Here is a 19,062-nt window from a genome sequence, read left to right as displayed (position 1 = left end):
CGATGCGAACTTCTGTGTAAAATTTACCGACATTTTATTTCTACCTGCTACATGCCTCGTTCCGACAACGTCAGCATGGCCGTAGGAACACATGATCCGCCTGTTCAAACATTATATCCCGCATGCGGTGTTGTTGCTTGGTCTGATCGACCTTGTACTGCTTTACGTTGCCGGTGAAGCTGCCTGGCATGTGCGCGCCCATCAGCTGGCGATAGATGTCGCTCCGCCCTCCGAACGGATCGCTTCGCTCGGCGTGTTCGTCGGTACTCTGCTGCTGGCGATGATTTCGGTTGGCGTTTACGGCTCCGACGCATTGCGTTCGACCCGCTTCGCTCTGGCGCGCATCCTGGTCGCAGTCAGCCTCGGGGTCATTGCGCTTACGTTTATCGATTTTGTCGCGCGCGGGCTGGATTTCTGGCGTTCCACGCTGATTTACACGATGTTCATTGCTATCGCGCTTCTGCTGGTCAACCGGCTAATCGTCGGCGGTTTGCTGGGCACGGGCGCTTTTCGCCGCCGCGTTCTGGTGCTGGGCGCGGGGCGGCGCGCCTTGCGTTTGCGCGACCTTGCCGAACGGCCCAACAGCGGTTTCGTCATCGTCGGTTATGTCGCCATGAGCACCGCCGATCCCGTTATCAAGGAGGCGATTGCCCGCAGCGCGATCAACGATCTCAATAATTTCGTGCAGAATCTCGGTCCGAGCGAAGTGGTCCTGGCGCTGGAGGAACGGCGCAATGCCCTGCCGCTTAAGGATCTCCTGCGGATCAAGACGGCCGGTGTCCATGTGAACGATTTCTCCAGTTTTCTGGAGCGGGAGACCGGGCGCGTCGATCTCGATACGCTCAATCCGAGCTGGCTGATCTTCTCCGACGGTTTCTCGTCCGCGCGCATGGTTTCCAGTATCGCCAAGCGGGCTTTCGACATTGCGGCAAGCGGTGTGCTGCTGCTGCTGACATTTCCGATCATCCTCCTGTTCGCTTTGCTGGTGAAAATCGACAGCCGCGGTCCTGCCTTTTTCCGGCAGACCAGAGTCGGCCTTTACGGAGAACCTTTCGAATTGATCAAATTGCGTTCGATGCGCACCGACGCTGAGAAGGACGGTGCGAAATGGGCGCAGAAGGACGATCCCCGCGTGACCCGGATAGGACGCCTCATTCGCAAGGTGCGGATCGATGAATTGCCTCAGGCATGGAGCGTTCTGAAAGGCGAGATGAGCTTTGTCGGGCCGCGTCCGGAACGGCCGCATTTCGTCACCGATCTGGAAGGGCAGCTTCCCTATTATGCCGAGCGCCACATGGTGAAGCCCGGCATCACCGGATGGGCGCAGATCAATTATCCTTACGGCGCATCGATCGAGGACGCCCGACACAAGCTGGAATACGATCTCTATTATGCGAAGAACTATACCCCTTTTCTTGATCTGCTGATCCTGCTGCAGACTTTGCGCGTCATTCTGTGGAATGAAGGCGCTCGCTGATGTCCGGCTATGCGCTCTGGGAAATTTTCGGATACTGGAGCCATCTGGGCAGTGCGATCGTTTGCGCGTTCCTTGCCGTCTGGGTCTGCCGGGGGGACAAGCCGAATGCGGCCTGTCGTGCTGCCTGCCTGGCACTGGCGGTTACCGCGGTCTGGGCTCTCATCACTGCCGTTTATACGCCCTTGTCCTTGTGGGCTCGGATTGCGGAAAGTTTGCGCAACCTGGGGTGGATGTTTCTGATTTATCGCTTGTTTGAAAGCGACGGACGGCATCGGACGATCCGACCGGTGCGTCCGGTGCTGATGGTTCTTGCTCTGCTGGAAGTGGCGCAACCGGTGCTTCTCGCGGCGTCGGGTTATCTGATCAGCGTGGCGGGCAAGCCGATTTTCGCGTTTGAAACAACAGTGGTGCTGCATCTTCTCGTGGTGATCGGGGCCTTGCTGCTGACACATAACCTCTATGCGGGATCGTCCACATCCAGCCAGCCAGACCTGCGCTGGCCCGCGGCGGCAATCGCCGCCATGTGGGTGGTGGAACTTAACTACTATACTGTCACCTATCTGGCGAACGGGGTGCAGGTGGAACTGGCGGCCATACGCGGGGTGGCACTGGCCATCGCCGCCATTCCGCTGGCTGTTGGCATGAGCCGGGCCACACATGACCTTCGTTTCATGCCGTCTCGGGATGTGACGTTCCAGACGCTTTCGCTCGTGGTGATCGGGCTCTATTTCCTGACCATGGTGGTGATCGCGCGGTCATTGACCTGGATTGGCGGCGATCTCGCGAAACTGACGCAAGTGGCTTTCCTCTTTATTGCCAGCGTGGTGGCGTTGCTGTGGCTGCCATCGCAACGGCTGCGCCGATGGCTGAAAGTCAAAACGCTCAAGCATCTGTTTCAGCATCGCTACGATTATCGTGCGGAATGGCTGCGACTGACCGGAACGATCAGCCGCACCACCTCTGAAATATCCCCCTTGCATGAACGCGTGGTGCGCGCGTTGGCCGATATCACCGACAGTCCGGGGGGGCTGCTGTTGATACCCGACAGCCATGGGGGGATGACGCTGGCTGCGCGTTGGAAATGGCAGGGAGGCGACGTTCCGGCCATTGCGGTGGATGCCCGGTGCGCCGGGTTCTTTGCCAGCACTAGCTTTATCTGCAATCTCGACGATATTCGCGAAGGCATCGACCTGCGCGGCGAAGCCGAGGTCATGCCCGAATGGCTGCTCAAAGATCCGGAAGCTTGGGGGATTATCCCCTTGCAACATTTCGAGCGGCTGACCGGTCTTGTGATCCTTTCCCGCCCGCCGCATGTTCGCAAGCTGGATTGGGAAGATTTCGATCTGCTGCGCGTGGTGGGGCAGCAGTTGGCCAGCTATATGGCCGAGTATGCCGGGCAAGAAGCGTTGAATGAGGCCAGCCGCTTCGATGAGTTCAACCGCCGCATCGCCTTTGTCATGCATGACATCAAGAATCTGGCGAGCCAGCTTTCGCTTCTGGCCCGCAATGCCGAGCGGCATATCGAGAAGCCCGAATTTCGCACCGATATGCTGACCACTTTGCGCAACAGCGCAGACAAGCTCAACACGCTCCTAGTGCGCCTTGGCAGGTATGGATCGCACGGTAGCGACAAGCTGGAACCGGTGGCGCTCGATGCATGCGTGGCGCGTGTGGCGGCGCAGTATGAGCAGACTTATCCCGTGCTGCTGGGCGAAAGCGCGCCCTGCATGGTGATGGCCCAACGTGAAGGGCTGGAGCAGGCATTGGTCCATCTGGTGCAAAACGCCATCGATGCCAGCCGCGATCGGGCACCTGTCTCTCTGCATGTTCGCAACGAAGCGGGTCATGGCATGGTCGAAATCGCCGATATGGGGGAAGGGATGAGTGCTGAATTCATCCGTTCGGGCTTGTTCAAGCCGTTCGTATCCTCACGTCAGGGCGGGTTCGGGATCGGCGCGTTCGAGGCCCGTGAACTGATCGTCATGATGCGCGGCCGTCTGGATGTGGAATCGCGGGAAGGGGCGGGCACGCGTTTCTTTATCCGGTTGCCGAAAGCGGACACGGACAATTCGATCGAAACAGGGGAACCCGGCAAGACTGAGGTCGCATGATGGCTGACGAAAGACCCAAACTGCTGATTGTCGAAGATGACGCAGGCCTGCAAGCGCAGCTCAAATGGGCCTATGACGATTTTGACGTGGTGATCGCCGGAGACCGCGCATCGGCCATCGCCGCGTTGCGCGCTGAAGAACCGCCGGTGGTTACGCTCGACCTCGGTCTTCCGCCCGATCCCGACGGGACGAGTGAGGGGTTTGCCGTTCTCGAAGAGATCATGGCGCTCAAGCCGGACACCAAAGTGATCGTCGCCAGCGGCCACGGCGCGCGTGAGAGCGCGCTGATGGCGATCGAACGCGGGGCTTACGATTTCTACCAGAAGCCCATCGATATCGAGGAACTGGGTTTGATCGTCCGCCGCGCGCTCAATCTCCACACGATCGAAGCGGAAAATCGCCGATTGCTGACCCAGGTTGGCGAAAGCGCCACGGTGCTTGGCAGTCTGATTACGGCTGCCCCGGAAATGGTACGGGTCGCGCGGACGATCGAACGGGTGGCGAACGCCAATGTGTCGGTCATGCTGTTGGGTGCGAGCGGCACGGGCAAGGAACTGCTGGCCAAGGGACTGCACGAGGCAAGTCGACGCAAGGCAGGCCCGTTCGTGGCTATCAATTGCGCGGCGATTCCGGAAACTCTGCTCGAAAGCGAATTGTTCGGTCATGAAAAGGGGGCGTTCACCGGCGCGGTGAAAACCACCGAAGGCAAGATCGAACAGGCGCAGGGTGGCACGCTGTTCCTCGACGAAGTGGGTGATATTCCGCTGCCGTTGCAGGTCAAACTGCTGCGATTTCTGCAGGAGCGGACAATCGAACGGATCGGCGGACGCAAGCAGATTGAAGTCGACACACGGATTGTCTGCGCCACACACCAGAATCTCGAAGCGATGATCGCGGATGGGCGCTTTCGCGAGGACTTGTTCTATCGCCTTGCCGAAATTGTAGTGAAAATCCCCCCTCTGGCGGAGCGTTCCGGCGATGCGGTACTGCTCGCCAAGGCGTTTCTCAAGCGGTTCGCGCGCGATATGAACCCGCAGCTAGCCGGCTTCAGTGCCGATGCGCTGGCGGCCATTGATGCCTGGCCATGGCCCGGCAATGTGCGCGAACTGGAAAACAGGGTCAAACGCGCGGCGATCATGGCCGATGGCAAGCTGGTCTGTGCGGCCGATCTCGATCTTGAAGCCGGTGCGGAGGCTGACAGCCTTCCGCTCAATCTCAAGAGTGCACGCGAACAGGCTGACCGGAAGGTGATCCGTCAAGCACTGGCCCGTAGCGAAGGCAATATTTCCAGCACTGCCAGAATGTTGGGAATCAGCCGGCCGACTCTGTACGATCTGCTCAAGCAATATGATCTTCAGGTCTGACGGTAACAACTGGCGGAGACGCGGGTTTGCGCTGTGTATCAGCCTGCTAGGCGTGGTGTCTGCCACGGCAGGTCTCGCCGCCTCGGATGTTTCCGCGCAGTTGAAAACGGCGCGCGCCGCTCTGATCCGGGGGGATGGCATCGCGGCGGAAGTGGCCTTGCGTCAGGCGCTGGATGCGGGTGCGGAGAGAAGCGTTATCGCAGCCCCGATGGGCGAGGCGAAAATGTTGCAAGGCAATCTCGCTCTCGCGCGCAACTGGCTTGCCCCAGGGCAATTCGCCCCCGGTGATCAGGCATATGGCTTCCGTATGCTCGGCCAGATCGAAATGGAGGAAGGCAATCTGGCGGCTGCCAGCCTCGCTTTCGAACGGGCCTTGCGGATCGATGCGAATAGCGCCGCGCTGTGGGTGGATATCGGACAATTGCGGTATCGCGCGGGTGAACAGGTGCAAGCGATTGCTGCCGTACGCCAAGCGGTCCGGCTCGATCCGGAGAATGTCGCCGCTTTGTCGTTTCAGGGGCAGATCGTGCGCGATGCGGTTGGCCCGGTGGCGGCTTTGCCGTGGTTCGCGCGGGCGCATCTGCTGGCACCGAAGGACACCGAAGTGTTGTTCCACTATGCCTCCACGCTGGGCGAAGTGGGCCGGGCAAAAGACATGCTCGCCGTCACCCGGATGATGATCGGTCTTGAACCGCGCAATCCCCGGGCGTTCTATCTGCAGGCTGTCCTGGCGGCACGAGCGGGCAAGGTCGATCTTGCCCGCCGCCTGATGGTACGGGCGGGCGATCCGCTGCGTGATGTCTCCTCGGCCATTCTGCTGAACGGCGTGCTGGAATACCGTGCGGGAAACTTTGGCACGGCTGCGACTTTGTTCGAGCGCTTGTGGCAGCGCCAGCCCGACAATCGCATGGCGCCGCTCCTCTTGGCCCGCACGCTTTATCAGGCGGGGCAGATGCGGGAAGTCGTGACACGGTTCGCGCCCATGGCAGAGGACGAAGGGGCATCTGCCTATCTGCTCACGCTGGTCGGCCGCGCTTATGAAGCGCTGGGCGACCGCGGGAAAGCGGCGAGCTTCCTCGATCGCGCCGCAGCGCCGCAACAGGCATCGCGTCTGGTGCCGATCGCTACAGGCCTTCCAGTGTCAGTGCTGGAATCGCGCTGGCGGGCCGATCCCGGGCGGGCAGACAACGCCATTCCCATGATCCGCCAGCTTATCGCAAACGGGGAGAGCACGCGGGCGGTCACGCTCGCCAACCAGATCGTGACCCGTTTTCCCGGTGCGGCCGATGTCCATGTCCTTGCGGGCGACGCCTCTATGGCCAACGCAGCTTATGCCGAGGCTTTGCAGCATTATCGGCAGGCTGCGGAAGTGCGATATACACGCCTGTTGCTGGCGCGGATGGCGACGGCACTGACCCGCTCAGGCGATACAGCGCGGATTCCCGCCCTGCTGCATGATTATCTGCGCGAACATCCGCTTGATGGCCAAGTGGCCGATTGGGCTGCGGATCTCGCCGCGCGCAAGGGCGATGTGAAAGGCGCCATGAGGCTCTATGGCCGTGCGTTCGCCGTGGGCGTGGCAGATCACGATCCTGGCAGCCGGGCGCAGTATGCTTTCCTCGCGTTGCAGGCCGGGGATGCGGGGACGGCACGCCGCAACGCCGTACAAGCCTATCGTATGCAGCGCTTGAACAGCGAACTGGCGTTTGTTGCGGGCCGGGTGCTGTGGAAAAGCGATGGAGAAGGCAACGCCGTCGCGCAGGCTCTGTTGGACAAGGCGGCCCGGATCGCGGGGGATCACTGAGACGGCGATGGCACAAAAAGAAAGAGCGGCCTCTACGTGCCGCTCTTTCCTCCTCTCCCAAACTGGAGAGCGGTATGCATCGATCACTTGTGGTTGACAACCATTCGCTCGAAACTTTTTTTGATCGCGCGCGACTGTGCCCTTTCAGCCACAACTGATGGGCGCCATCAAGGTGTGGCTGGCGCTGTCAAGGCCTCCTTGCGATTGGCGCGGATCGACCACCACAGGGAAATGCCGATCAGAGCCGCGCCGATCAGCCCGGTGATGGTTTCGGGAATATGGAAACGCGCGGACAGGAGCATGATCGTGCCCAACGCGATAATCGCCCAAAACGCACCATGTTCGAGGAACGCGTATTCCGCCAGCGTGCCTTTCTTCACCAGCATGATCGTCATCGAGCGAACAAAGAATGCGCCGATCGAGAGACCGAGGGCAATAACGATCATGTTGTTTGACAGCGCGAAGGCACCGATGACTCCGTCGAAACTGAACGAGGCGTCGAGCACGTTGAGATAAAGGAATCCGCCGAGCCCCGAACGCACTGCGGCCCCTGCCAGCTTGCGCTGGGCATCGCGCAGTTCCAGCCAGGTGTTGATCGCTTCGACGGAAATGAATGTCACGATGCCGAGAATCCCGGCGATCAGGAACGTCAGCGCTTCTTCGGCTTCCAGCAGGCTGGAAATGCCCCACAGCGCCAGCAGAAGAATGCCGATTTCTGCCGATTTGACCGCGGAAATGCCGGAGAGCCGTTTCTCGATCACGCTGATCCAGTGCACTTCCTTATCGGCATCGAAAAAGAATTTGAGCCCGACCATCGCGAGGAACGCGCCGCCAAATCCGGCAATACCGACATGCGCGGAGGAAACGATCCGTTCGTATTCCGCCGGCTTGTTCAGCGACAGGTGCAAAGCCTCCATCGGGCCAATGCCCGCCGCGATAGCCACGATTGCAAGCGGAAAGATCACACGCATGCCGAAAACGGCAAAGGCGATACCCCAGGTGAGGAAGCGCTTCTGCCAGACTTCGTCCATGTCTTCGAGCACGGTGGCGTTGACCACCGCGTTGTCGAAGCTGAGCGAGATTTCGAGAATAGACAGAACCGTAACGATCCACAGAATCTGGGCCGTGGCTTCCAGGCTGCCGGTGGTGCTCCAGCCATACCACGCGCCGAGCGCAAGGCAGATGATCGTGAAGATGAATGATCCGCGAAAGAAGCGAAACACGTGCAGTGTGCCTTTCCTGAAAGGGTGGCTTGGGAGAGTACGGGTAAGGGCCGTTATTTGGGCTGGTATGTCTGTTCCGGGCCGGGAAAAGCGCGGCTGCGGACTTCTTCGGCATAGCGGACGGCCGCTGCCTCGATGATTTCACCGATTTTTTCATAGCGTTTCACGAAGCGCGGCACGCGTTCGAACATGCCCAGCATGTCCTCGGTCACCAGCACCTGCCCATCGCACTGCGCCGAACCGCCGATGCCGATAGTGGGGCAGGAGACCGCCCTGGTCGCTGCAATGGCGATCGGTTCGACCACGCCTTCGACGACGATGGAGAAGCAGCCCGCTTCATCCAGGGCGCGCGCATCGTTGACGATCTTTTCCGCTTCGGCATCGCTGCGCCCGCGTGCCATGTAGCCGCCGAGCACATTCACCGCCTGCGGAGTCAGCCCGACATGGCCGACGACGGGAATGCCGCGTTGGTTAAGGAAAGCCACGGTTTCGGCCATAGCTTCACCGCCTTCCAGCTTGACCGCCGCCGCGCCGCTGGCTTTCAGAAGGTAGGTCGCGCTTTCGAAAGCTTGCTGCGGGCTCTGTTCGTAACTGCCGAACGGCATATCGACCACGATCACCGAATGAAAGCTGCCGCGCACCACGGCGGCGGCATGATTGGCCATCATCTCCAGCGTGACGGGAATGGTCGAAGGCAGGCCATAAATGACCTGGCCGAGCGAATCCCCCACCAGCAGCATATCGCAATGCGCATCGAGCAATTGCGCCTGCCGCGCCGTATAGGCCGTCAGCATCACAATCGGTTCCTGCGTGACGCCATCCTGCTTGCGCGCGCGGATCGCGGGGACAGTCAGGCGGCGGAGCGGCGCCGGGGTCGGGTTGGCGCGGCTCGTGGCCGTGTCGATCTGGAAAGTCGTGGACATGGGATGTCCTTTAGACGCTCGATCAGGGCTGGGGAAGGGCTGGCAATAGCACTTGCCAATCAAATCGGGCCGGTTCACTTTCGATCCCTACGGTTCTGCCGGGGGAGATATATGTTCGCACGAGTGAAACCGCTGGAAGCGATTATTGCGACAGCCGAAAAGAAATCGCTTCATCGTTCGCTCGGTGGATTTCAACTTATGCTGTTCGGGATTGGCTGTGTCATCGGCACCGGCATTTTCGTGCTGACGGCTTCCGGCGCGCAGAAAGCCGGGCCGGGGTTGCTGTTGGCCTTTGCCATCGCCGGGGCGATCTGCATCGTCGCCGCGCTCTGCTACGCCGAAATCGCTTCCATTCTGCCCGTCGCGGGGTCCGCTTACACCTATACCTATGCGACATTGGGCGAATTGCTGGCGTGGACGGTCGGGTGGTCGCTGATCCTCGAATATGCGGTGGCGGCCAGCGCGGTTTCGGTCGGATGGTCCGGTTATTTCACGGGGACCATACTCAAGGAATTCTTCGGTATACACCTGCCGATATGGCTGAGCGCGGGCCCGCTGATGCTGGGCGGCGCGCCGGGCGGGCTGATCAATCTGCCGGCCTTGGTTATTGCGCTGCTGGTGACCTGGCTGCTCATTCTGGGCACGCGCGAAAGCGCATGGTTCAACGCCGTGCTGGTGACGGTGAAGATCGCGGCGTTGACCGCTTTCGTCGTCCTCACTCTGCCGCAGGCCGAACTCGAACGGTTCAACCCCTTCCTTCCCGCTGGCGTTTTTGGCGGTTTCGGGACGGGTGTGGGGGCGGTGGGGGCTGCCGCCACAATGTTCTTCGCTTATGTCGGGTTCGATGCGGTTTCGACCGCAGCCGAAGAAACCAAGAACCCGCAACGCAATGTGCCCATTGGGCTGGTCGGTTCGCTGCTGTTCTGCACGGCCTTCTATATCATCGTTTCCGCCGGGGCTGTGGGCGCGATCGGCGGGCAGCCGATCATGGGGCCGGATGGAGTGCCGTGGCCTGCCGGGTCGGCCGAACTCGCGCGGCAATGCGCGCTGCCCGAATTCCAGGATCGGCTCGTCTGCTCGCACGAGGCGCTGGCTCATGTGCTGCGCGTGATCGGTTTCAGCACGGTCGGCAATCTGGTGGGCATCGCCGCGTTCGTCGCGCTGCCTTCGGTTATCCTGATCCTGCTGTTCGGGCAGACCCGTATCTTCTTCGTCATGGCGCGTGACGGGCTGCTGCCCGAAAGGCTGGCCCGTGTGCATCCCAAGTGGAAAACGCCCTATGTTGTCACCGCGATCACCGGTGCGGTCGTGGCGGTGGCCGCCGCGTTCCTGCCGGTGGGTAAGCTGGCGGATATTTCCAATGCCGGTACGCTCTATGCGTTCGCCATGGTGGCGACTGCCGCGATGATCCTGCGCCATCGCATGCCCGGCCTGCCACGCAGGTTCCGGGCCCCGCTCTTGTGGTTGATCGCTCCGGCGACGATCGTGGGTTGTGTGTTCCTGTTCCTCAATTTGCCGGTGGCGGCGATGGTCGTCCTCCCGGGCTGGGGTATTATCGGCCTGCTGGTCTATTTCGGCTACGCCCGTGCGCGCAGCCATGTGGGACGCGGGCTGACCGAAGTGCACGAGCCCGAATATGCCGATCTGGAACCGGATATCCCCGGAATCGCCGACCGCGGCCGCGATTGAGCCGAGGTAAAAGCGTCAAAGGGCCACCGTAACGGTGGCCCTTTTTTGTTGGGCTCAGGCTTCAACAGGCTGCTTGCCATGAGTTCATGAATGGAACATAATGAGAACATGAACGGTCAGAGCATTCGAAATGCCGTGTGGGGCAAAGGGGGCGCCATGCCGCTGGCGGGCGCCGGTGCCGCCGGAGCGGACTGGCGGCCGGGCCTGCGCCCTTCCTGCCATAACGAGATATTCGCGTCTGCTGCCGATGGTGGCGGTGTTGCGGCGGCCATGGCCTTGGCACTCGACGGGTTGCGCGCGATGGCTGAAGCGCCCGGTATGAACCGGAACGAGAGGCCCACTGTAGGCTTGCAGTCAGTGCTCTGGGTGCAGGATCGTGAAGCCATGCGCCTGTCGGGGCGGCCTTACTGGCCGGGGCTGCCCCGGGCCATGCGGGGCCATGTCATTCATGTTGCCGCCGAGACCCCTGCGGACGCACTGTTTGCGCTGGAGGAAGGGGTGCGGTGCCGCGATCTGGCCTGCGTGATCGGGGAACTGGCGGGCAACCCGCGTGCGTTGACGTTCACCGCATCGCGGCGACTGTCGCTGATGGCGGAACGCCATGGGGTGCCGCTTTACCTGATCAGGCTGGATGCCGTGCGCGATCTCGGTTCGGCGCGGATGCGCTGGCATATCCGTTCTGCCCCTTCGCGCCTCGCACGCTGGGACGAGCGGGCGCCCGGCCAGTCCGAATGGCGGGCCGAACTGTTTCGCGCCCGTGGCTACAAACCAGGAGAATGGAATCTGCGCGATGATGGGCAAAGTCTCGCCGCCGGGCGCGCGATCCCTGCCGATCAACCGGACATCCCGCCGCATTCTGGCGATCTGGTTGACACGGTTGGCGATCGAACGCTGGCGGCATTCTGAAAATTGCGGGAAAGGCGAAGGCCCCGATGCGGCGCCTTTCGCTCTGATAACCGAAACCGCGCATGGCCTGCGGATCGAAGCGGTCAACGATGCTGCTCTTGCTGCCGGTGTCCATGCAGGAATGCGTCTGGCCGATGCCCGCAGTCTGTGCCCGCAGGTGCGAACAGCCCCGGCCGACCCGGCGGGTGATGCCGCTTTCCTCGGCCGTCTGGCGCTGTGGGCGCAGCGCTGGGGGCCGTGGAGTGTGATCGACCCACCCGATGGTTTATTGGTCGATATTACCGGCGGGGCCCATCTGTTCGGAGGGGAGGAGCGCCTGCTGCAAGAGGCCGCCACCTGTTTCGATCGACAGGGATTGAGCGTGCGGTTGGCCATTGCCCCGACAGCGGGTGCGGCATGGGCTGCCGCTCATTTTGGGGAAGGACACAGGCAATCGGCACTCCTTCCTTCGGGGGAGGAACTGCGAACGTTGCTGGGCCGGTTGCCGGTGGCTGCGCTGCGGCTCGATCCCGATGTGCTGCTGGTTCTCCAGCGCCTTGGGCTCAAGCGGGTAGGCGATCTCTATCCGATCGACCGCGATGCCCTGCAACGCCGCTTTCGCAACCGTGTGACAGCTTCGGCCAATCCGCTGCTGCGGCTCGATCAGATATTGGGGCATGCGGCGGAACCTCTGCTGCCCGCCGTTGCGCCAGACCGGCCGATGGCGCAGCGGCGACTGATGGAACCGATCCGCCATCGCCCCCTGCTGGATCAGGTGGTGGCCGATTGCGCAGACGATCTGGCGCGCGAACTGGAAGCGCGCAGGCAAGGCGGCAGGCGTCTGGAACTGGCCCTGTGGCGGGTGGATGGACTGGTAATCCTGCGCCATCTCGAACTGGCTTCCGCCACGCGCGATCCCATGCATATCGTCCGCCTGCTGGCGAACAGGCTGGATGATGTGGATGCCGGTTTCGGGATCGAACTGATGCGGTTGCAGGCGCTGTGGGTGGAGGATCTGTCTCTGGGCCAGAGCGAACTGGAAGCGGGCCGGGCGGTCCGGCAAGGCACCAGTCTGGCAGTCTGTATCGACCGGTTGAGCACGCGGCTCGGCCCGGGTGCGGTGCGCCGCCCGGTGCCCTATGCCAGCCATGTGCCGGAACGTGCCCAGCATTGGCAGGGGGCATTCGATCCACCTCCGGATAATCCGGGCGGGGAGGCCGTTCCGACAAGGCCGCTCAAGCTGCTCGACCGGGCAGAGGCGATTGCCGTGCTCTATGCCACGCCTGATGGCCTGCCGCGCCGGTTCCGCTGGCGTGGGCAGGTGCACGATGTCGCCCGGGTCGAAGGGCCGGAACGGATCGCGCCCGAATGGTGGCGGGAAAGCGGGCCGGTGCGGCTGCGCGATTATTATCGGATCGAGGACGGGGCTGGGCGCCGGTACTGGATCTATCGCCACGGCATCGCGGGCGATGGGCGGGGCGGGGCGCCGCTGTGGTTCCTGCAGGGGTTGTTCGCCTGATGCCCGATAAAATCGTGCGCACTCGCCCGCAGCACCCCGATCAGGGCCGTATCGTCACCCCGGAACGCGCTCCGTTCGTCGAACTGGGGGTGATGAGCTGCTTTTCCTTTCTGCGCGGCGCGTCGCAGGCGGACGACCTGGCCCGCACCGCATGGGCGCTGGGCTATGATGCGATCGGAATCGCCGATGCCAACACCATGGCGGGCGTGGTGCGCCTGCATAAAGAAGCGAAAGCATGGAAGCTGCGGCCGGTGATCGGTTGCCGGATCGAAACGGCCGAAGGGCTGGCCTTCCTCGCCTATCCGCAAGATCGGGCCGCCTATGGCCGCCTGTGCCGTTTGATTTCAGCCGGGCGGATGCACGATCTGGCAGGTGGATGGCAGACCAAGGGTGTGTGCGATATTTCGCTCCCTATGCTCGCCGCACATACGGATGGCGTGCATCTGATCCTGCTGCCGCCGGACGACCTGACCCATGCCTTTACTCTGCCGGACCTGCGGCCCAATGTCGTGGCACTGGATGGCAGTCCGCTTGCCGGGGGCGATTGCAGCGGCGATCTGGAGGCTTTGCTGCCGCATCTGGTGCGTCACCTGCCGGGGCTGGGGCACATTGCCGCCAGCTATGCCTATCGCGGGGACGATGTGGCACGGATTGAGCGGCTTGATGCTCTCGCCCGGGCGCATGGGCTGGGGCTGCTGGCCACCAACGCCGTCCATTATCATGCGCCGGAATGCCGCCCGTTGCAGGATGTGATGACCGCGATCCGCCACAAGACCACAGTCGCCCGGGCGGGGCACCTGCTTCACGCCAATGCCGAACGGCATCTGAAAAGCCCGGAGGAAATGGTGCGCCTGTTTGCCCGCTGGCCGCATGCGATTGCCGCCGCCCGGCAGATTGCGGATGCCTGCCAGTTCGATCTCACGGATCTGCGCTACGAATATCCGAAGGAAACCTATCCCGAAGGACGTAGCGCACAGCAGCATCTGGAAGTGCTGACATGGGAGGGCGCCGCCCAATCCTATCCGGAAGGCATACCGGCCAAAGTGGACAAGGCCCTGCGCGAGGAACTGGCGCTGATCGGGAAGCAAAAGCTGGCGCAGTATTTCCTTACCATTAAGACAATCGTCGATTTCGCGCGGGGGCTGGACCCGCAAATCTTGTGCCAGGGGCGGGGCTCGGCGGCGAATTCGGCGGTCTGTTTCTGCCTCGGGATCACTGCGGTCGATCCGGCGGAGCAGGAACTGCTGTTCGAACGCTTTATTTCGGCGGAACGCAACGAGCCGCCCGATATCGATGTCGATTTCGAGCACGAACGGCGCGAGGAAGTGATCCAGCACATCTACAAAACCTATGGCCGGAAAAGCGCGGGCCTGTGCGCCACGGTGATCCATTACCGGCCGCGCATGGCAATCCGCGAAGTCGGCAAGGCCATGGGATTGAGCGAGGATGTGACCGGCGCGCTCGCCCGCACCGTCTGGGGCAGTTACGGCGGGGATATGCCGGACAAGCGGGTGGCGGAAGCCGGGCTGGATCTGGCCGATCCCTATCTGCGCCGGGTGATCAGACTGGCCGAACAGATGATCGGCATGCCGCGCCATCTTTCGCAGCATGTCGGCGGCTTTGTCCTGACGGAAGGGTTGTTGAGCGAACTCGTGCCGATCGGCAACGGGGCTATGCCCGATCGCAGTTTCATCGAATGGGACAAGGACGATATCGATGAACTGGGCATCATGAAAGTGGATGTGCTGGCGCTCGGCATGCTCACCTGCATCCGCAAATGCTTCGATATGCTGGCCCTGCATTATGGGCGGGTGTTGACTCTCGCCACTGTGCCCGCGGGCGATGAGGAGGTTTATGCCATGCTGTGCCGGGGGGATTCCCTCGGCGTGTTCCAGGTGGAAAGCCGCGCGCAGATCAGCATGTTGCCCCGGCTGAAACCGAAATGCTTCTACGATCTGGCGGTGCAGGTGGCAATCGTCCGGCCGGGGCCAATCCAGGGCGATATGGTGCACCCCTATCTCAAGCGGCGCAAGCAAGGGGGCCCTATCGTCTTGCCTGGTCCATCCCCTGACAAGGGCCCGCCGGATGAGTTGCAGGCCATTTTGCAACGCACGTTCGGTGTGCCGATCTTTCAGGAACAGGCGATGAAAATTGCCATGGTGGCGGCGGAATTCACGCCGGATGAAGCCAACAGGTTGCGCCGGGCGATGGCCACGTTCCGTTCGCGCGGGATGGTGGACGAACTGGAGGAACTGATGGTTGGCCGGATGGTCGATCGCGGCTACGATCCCGATTTCGCCCAACGCTGTTTCAATCAGATCAAGGGGTTCGGCGAATATGGCTTTCCTGAAAGCCATGCGGCCAGCTTCGCCCGGCTCGTTTATGTTTCCAGTTGGCTCAAGTGCCATTATCCGGCGGCTTTCGCTGCGGCCTTGCTCAATTCGCAGCCGATGGGCTTCTATGCCCCGGCACAGATCGTGCGCGATGCGCGCGAACACGGGGTGGAAGTTTTGCCCGCCGATGTGAACCACAGCGAATGGAACTGCACCCTGGAAAAGCATTCCGATGGCACGATCGCGATGCGTCTGGGCTTGCAGCAGGTGGATGGGTTTCCCGAGCACGCGGCGGCAAAGCTGGTTGCAGCGAGGGAACAAGGTGGTTGCTATCGCGATGCGGGGGAGCTGCAGGAACGGGCCAAACTGGCCCCGGCGCATGTGGAACGGCTCGCCAGCGCGGATTGCTTCACTTCGTTGAACCTCCCGCGCAGGCAGGCGTTATGGCATGCGCGCAGCCTTGCCGCTCTGCCGGAACTGCCGCTTTTTGCCCATGCGGCCACGCGGGAGGAAGGCGGGGACAGAAGCGCCGCCGTGCTGCCTGCCATGCCATTGTCCGAAGAAGTGGTGGCCGATTATCAGACCACGCGCCTCAGTCTGAAAGCGCATCCGCTTGTTTTTCTGCGTTCTTTTCTAGACGAACGGGGTTTCCTGTGCTGCGCCGATTTGCTCCGTTGCAAGCAGCGTTCCTCCGTCCGCATCGCCGGGGTGGTGCTGATCCGTCAGCGCCCCGGATCGGCGAAAGGGGTGTGCTTCATCACTCTGGAAGATGAAACCGGTATCGCCAACATCGTCATCTGGCCCCATGTGATGGAGCGGTTCCGCAAAGTCGTGATGGGCGCGCGGCTGATGGAAGTACGTGGCCGGGTCGAATATGATGAGGGTGTGATCCATGTGATCGCCACCCACTTGGTGGATGCGACGGAGCAGTTGCATCGCCTGTCCGAGGATCTGCTCGTCCCGGAAATGGACCGGCCCGATCATGTGGAACGCCCTTTGCCGGGCAGGCGCTTCGATGCGGGGCCCCATCGCGGGCATCCCCGCAATGCGCGGATCATTCCCAATTCTCGCGATTTCCATTGAAGTATACGACGTCAGGCGGCCCGAGGCCTCCACAGGATGATCGCCGCGCCGCACAGGCAGACCGCGCCGCCGATCATATCCCAGCGATCCGGCCGGGCCCCTTCGACCAGCCACAGCCACGCGATCGCGGAAACGATATAGACCCCGCCATAAGCGGCGTAGGTGCGCCCGGCGTGATCCGCTTCGACCAGCGTCAGCAGATAGGCAAACAGCGCGAGCGATACCATGCCGGGCATGAGCCACACTGGCGACTTATCCAGCCGCAACCAGGCCCAGAACGCGAAGCATCCGGCAATTTCGGTCAGCGCGGCGCCGATATAGGCAAAGGCGGTCATTCCCTGCCTGTCGCAGCAATTGGCTGTGCCGGCAACGGTGTGCGGGTGGGTTATGCGCCTTCGAAGGAATAGCCTGCTGAACGCACCGTGCGGATCGGATCGATGGCATCGGCGATCTCGATCGCCTTGCGTAGCCGCCGGATATGCACGTCGACCGTTCGTTCCTCGATCTCGCTGCCCGTGCCCCATACGGCATCGAGCAGTTGCCCGCGTGAAAACACGCGCCCGGGATGTTCCATGAAGAATTGCAGCAGGCGGTATTCGGTGGGGCCGAGCGCCAGCTTCGTGCCGCGCCGTTCCACCCGGTGGGCCACGGGATCGAGGCTGAGATCGCCGACGACCACCGTTTCGCCCGCCAGCGCAGGGCGCAAGCGGCGCAGGACCGCTGCGACGCGAGCCTGCAGTTCACGCGGGGAGAAAGGCTTGGTCATGTAATCGTCCGCGCCGGTATCCAAGCCGCGAATCCGGTCATCCTCCGCGCCGCGCGCGGTCAGCATGATGATCGGGACGTTGGCGGTGGCCTTGTCGCGCCGCAACCGCCGGCAGACTTCGATGCCGCTGGTGCCTTCGATCATCCAGTCGAGAATGATGAGGTCCGGCACATCTTCGGCGGCGAGCACCAGGGCATCGTCGCCATCGCCGGTCATGCGAACCTGATAGCCTTCGTTCCGGAAACGGAATTCGAGCAGTTCGGCGAGCGCTGTGTCGTCTTCGACAAGCAGGAGTTTGGGTCTGGTCATTGTTCTGACAGCCTCACACCACGGAATTGTTGCACTATCGTGACAATTCCGTGGTGCGTAAACAAAAGCTGCGGTCGCCGCCTGTCAGGCTTGCTCAATCGTCGGACCGGTCGGGCGGATAAGTGCCGGTGGCGGCGTAATGGATCATTTCGGCGACATTGGTCGCATGGTCGCCGATCCGCTCCAGATTGCGGGCGATGAACAGCATTTGCGCTGCGCTGCTGATCGTGGCCGGATTTTCCATCATGAACGAGACCAGATTGCGGAACAGGCTGTCGTAGAACCCGTCCATCTTGCGGTCGCGAACGATCACTTCCCTGGCCAGCACAACATCGCGCGCGCCATAGGCGGTGAGCACGTCATGGACCATTTCGCTGGCCAGATCGCCCATCGCGGGCAACAGGGTCAGCGGTTCGAACATCTTGCGCCGTTCGATCCGGTCGACCCGTTTGGCGATGTTCTTGGCATAATCGCCGATCCGTTCGACCACCCCCGAAATCTTGAGCGCGGCGACCACTTCGCGCAAGTCGTCGGCCATCGGCGCCCGCAAGGCGATGATGCGCACGGCCAGCTTGTCCACTTCGACTTCGAGCGCGTCGATCTTCTTGTCGCGGGCAACGACAGCATTGGCGAGCGCTTCGTCGCTGTTGATCAGCGCATCCATCGCTTCCTGCACCGCAACTTCGGCCAGCCCGCCCATTTCGGCGATCAGGCCGCGGATGCGGGTGATGTCTTCGTCAAACGCTTTGACTGTATGTTCCGCCATCAGCCGTACCGTCCTGTGATGTAATCCTTGGTGCGCTCTTCGCGCGGATTGGTGAAGATTTCCGAAGTCGCGCCATATTCCACCATCTTGCCGAGATGGAAGAAAGCGGTGCGTTGCGAAACGCGTGCGGCCTGCTGCATGGAGTGAGTGACGATCACGATCGCATAGCGGCCGCGCAGATCATCGATCAGTTCCTCGATCCGGGCCGTTGCGATGGGGTCCAGCGCCGAGCAGGGTTCGTCCATCAGGATCACTTCGGGATCGACGGCAATCGCGCGGGCGATGCACAGGCGCTGCTGCTGCCCGCCCGAAAGGGCCGTGCCGCTGTCGTGCAGGCGGTCCTTGACTTCGTCCCACAGCCCGGCACGCCGGAGCGATTTTTCGACGATGCCTTCCAGCTCCGATTTGCCATCGGCCAGCCCGTGAATGCGTGGGCCATAGGCGATGTTTTCGAAGATCGATTTGGGGAAGGGGTTGGGTTTCTGGAACACCATGCCCACCCGGGCGCGCAATTGCACCACGTCCATGGTGTGGATGTCATCACCGTCGAGGTGAATGTCGCCCGTCACTCTGGCAGTGGCGATGGTGTCGTTCATCCGGTTCAGCGAGCGCAGGAACGTGGATTTGCCACACCCCGACGGGCCGATGAACGCGGTGACGTATTTGGTCTGGATGTCGATGGAGACATCGTCGAGCGCTTTTTTCTCCCCGTAATAGACGCACACGTTGCGTGCGCTCATCTTGGGGGTCAGATCGCTATTCGGCTCAGCGAATTCGACGGTCGGGATCATCGTTTCAGGGGAAGGTTGA

The 19,062-nt window shown here is 62.0% G+C and carries 14 protein-coding genes; 8 read left to right on the top strand and 6 right to left on the bottom strand.

The window, feature by feature from the left end:
• Window positions 1-91: 91 nt before the first annotated feature.
• The 4 genes from K5X80_RS11150 to K5X80_RS11135 are packed head-to-tail and all read left to right on the top strand — an operon-like array spanning window position 92 to window position 6,756.
• On the top strand, window positions 92-1,477 hold the full coding sequence (locus K5X80_RS11150) for a TIGR03013 family XrtA/PEP-CTERM system glycosyltransferase (RefSeq protein WP_222557811.1): 1,386 nt from the start codon (window positions 92-94) through the stop codon (window positions 1,475-1,477).
• Window positions 1,477-3,588, top strand: coding sequence for an XrtA/PEP-CTERM system histidine kinase PrsK (gene prsK / locus K5X80_RS11145; protein WP_222557810.1), 2,112 nt, complete (start codon window positions 1,477-1,479; stop codon window positions 3,586-3,588). Before K5X80_RS11150 ends, prsK begins: the two co-directional genes overlap by 1 nt.
• Complete coding sequence (prsR, locus tag K5X80_RS11140; protein ID WP_222557809.1) at window positions 3,588-4,952, top strand: PEP-CTERM-box response regulator transcription factor; 1,365 nt, start codon at window positions 3,588-3,590, stop codon at window positions 4,950-4,952. The genes prsK and prsR overlap by 1 nt, the downstream gene beginning before the upstream one ends.
• The gene (locus K5X80_RS11135; RefSeq protein ID WP_222557808.1) at window positions 4,936-6,756 is read left to right on the top strand and encodes a tetratricopeptide repeat protein; all 1,821 of its coding nucleotides are present in this window, start codon (window positions 4,936-4,938) and stop codon (window positions 6,754-6,756) included. The genes prsR and K5X80_RS11135 overlap by 17 nt, the downstream gene beginning before the upstream one ends.
• A gap of 167 nt (window positions 6,757-6,923) precedes the next feature.
• Here the strand turns inward: K5X80_RS11135 and K5X80_RS11130 are convergent, their stop codons facing one another.
• Both K5X80_RS11130 and panB read right to left on the bottom strand, forming a co-directional pair.
• Entirely contained in the window at window positions 6,924-7,979 is a 1,056-nt protein-coding gene (locus K5X80_RS11130) for a DUF475 domain-containing protein (RefSeq protein ID WP_261390506.1), read from the bottom strand.
• A 53-nt stretch (window positions 7,980-8,032) separates the two neighbouring features.
• Window positions 8,033-8,902, bottom strand: a complete 870-nt coding sequence (gene panB / locus K5X80_RS11125) for a 3-methyl-2-oxobutanoate hydroxymethyltransferase (RefSeq protein WP_222557807.1) — start codon at window positions 8,900-8,902, stop codon at window positions 8,033-8,035.
• A gap of 111 nt (window positions 8,903-9,013) precedes the next feature.
• Here panB and K5X80_RS11120 point away from each other — a divergent pair, with 111 nt between their 5' ends.
• The 4 genes from K5X80_RS11120 to K5X80_RS11105 all read left to right on the top strand — a co-directional run bounded on the left by K5X80_RS11120 (window position 9,014) and on the right by K5X80_RS11105 (window position 16,411).
• A complete protein-coding gene (locus K5X80_RS11120) occupies window positions 9,014-10,591 on the top strand; it encodes an amino acid permease (RefSeq protein ID WP_222557806.1) in 1,578 nt (525 codons plus the stop codon).
• 108 nt (window positions 10,592-10,699) lie between these two features.
• On the top strand, window positions 10,700-11,497 hold the full coding sequence (locus K5X80_RS11115) for a hypothetical protein (protein ID WP_222557805.1): 798 nt from the start codon (window positions 10,700-10,702) through the stop codon (window positions 11,495-11,497).
• Window positions 11,382-12,995: a DUF6504 family protein gene (locus K5X80_RS11110; RefSeq protein ID WP_222557804.1), complete on the top strand. Its 1,614-nt coding sequence runs from the start codon at window positions 11,382-11,384 to the stop codon at window positions 12,993-12,995. The genes K5X80_RS11115 and K5X80_RS11110 overlap by 116 nt, the downstream gene beginning before the upstream one ends.
• The gene (locus tag K5X80_RS11105) at window positions 12,995-16,411 is read left to right on the top strand and encodes an error-prone DNA polymerase (RefSeq protein ID WP_222557803.1); all 3,417 of its coding nucleotides are present in this window, start codon (window positions 12,995-12,997) and stop codon (window positions 16,409-16,411) included. Before K5X80_RS11110 ends, K5X80_RS11105 begins: the two co-directional genes overlap by 1 nt.
• An 11-nt stretch (window positions 16,412-16,422) precedes the next feature.
• On the opposite strand, the gene K5X80_RS11100 is transcribed toward K5X80_RS11105, so the two are convergent.
• The 4 genes from K5X80_RS11100 to pstB all read right to left on the bottom strand — a co-directional run bounded on the left by K5X80_RS11100 (window position 16,423) and on the right by pstB (window position 19,043).
• Window positions 16,423-16,746, bottom strand: a complete 324-nt coding sequence (locus K5X80_RS11100) for a YnfA family protein (RefSeq protein ID WP_222557802.1) — start codon at window positions 16,744-16,746, stop codon at window positions 16,423-16,425.
• Window positions 16,747-16,796: 50 nt separating this feature from the next.
• On the bottom strand, window positions 16,797-17,486 hold the full coding sequence (phoB, locus tag K5X80_RS11095) for a phosphate regulon transcriptional regulator PhoB (RefSeq protein WP_222557801.1): 690 nt from the start codon (window positions 17,484-17,486) through the stop codon (window positions 16,797-16,799).
• A 94-nt stretch (window positions 17,487-17,580) separates the two neighbouring features.
• Window positions 17,581-18,252: a phosphate signaling complex protein PhoU gene (phoU, locus tag K5X80_RS11090; RefSeq protein ID WP_261390505.1), complete on the bottom strand. Its 672-nt coding sequence runs from the start codon at window positions 18,250-18,252 to the stop codon at window positions 17,581-17,583.
• Window positions 18,252-19,043 (bottom strand): phosphate ABC transporter ATP-binding protein PstB, encoded by a 792-nt coding sequence (gene pstB, locus K5X80_RS11085; protein ID WP_222560436.1) that lies wholly within the window; start codon window positions 19,041-19,043, stop codon window positions 18,252-18,254. The genes phoU and pstB overlap by 1 nt, the downstream gene beginning before the upstream one ends.
• Window positions 19,044-19,062: the final 19 nt, after the last annotated feature.

The sequence above is a fragment of the Caenibius sp. WL genome (genome assembly GCF_019803445.1).
Classification (GTDB): domain Bacteria; phylum Pseudomonadota; class Alphaproteobacteria; order Sphingomonadales; family Sphingomonadaceae; genus Caenibius.
This window is presented reverse-complemented; position numbering and strand designations above follow the sequence as displayed.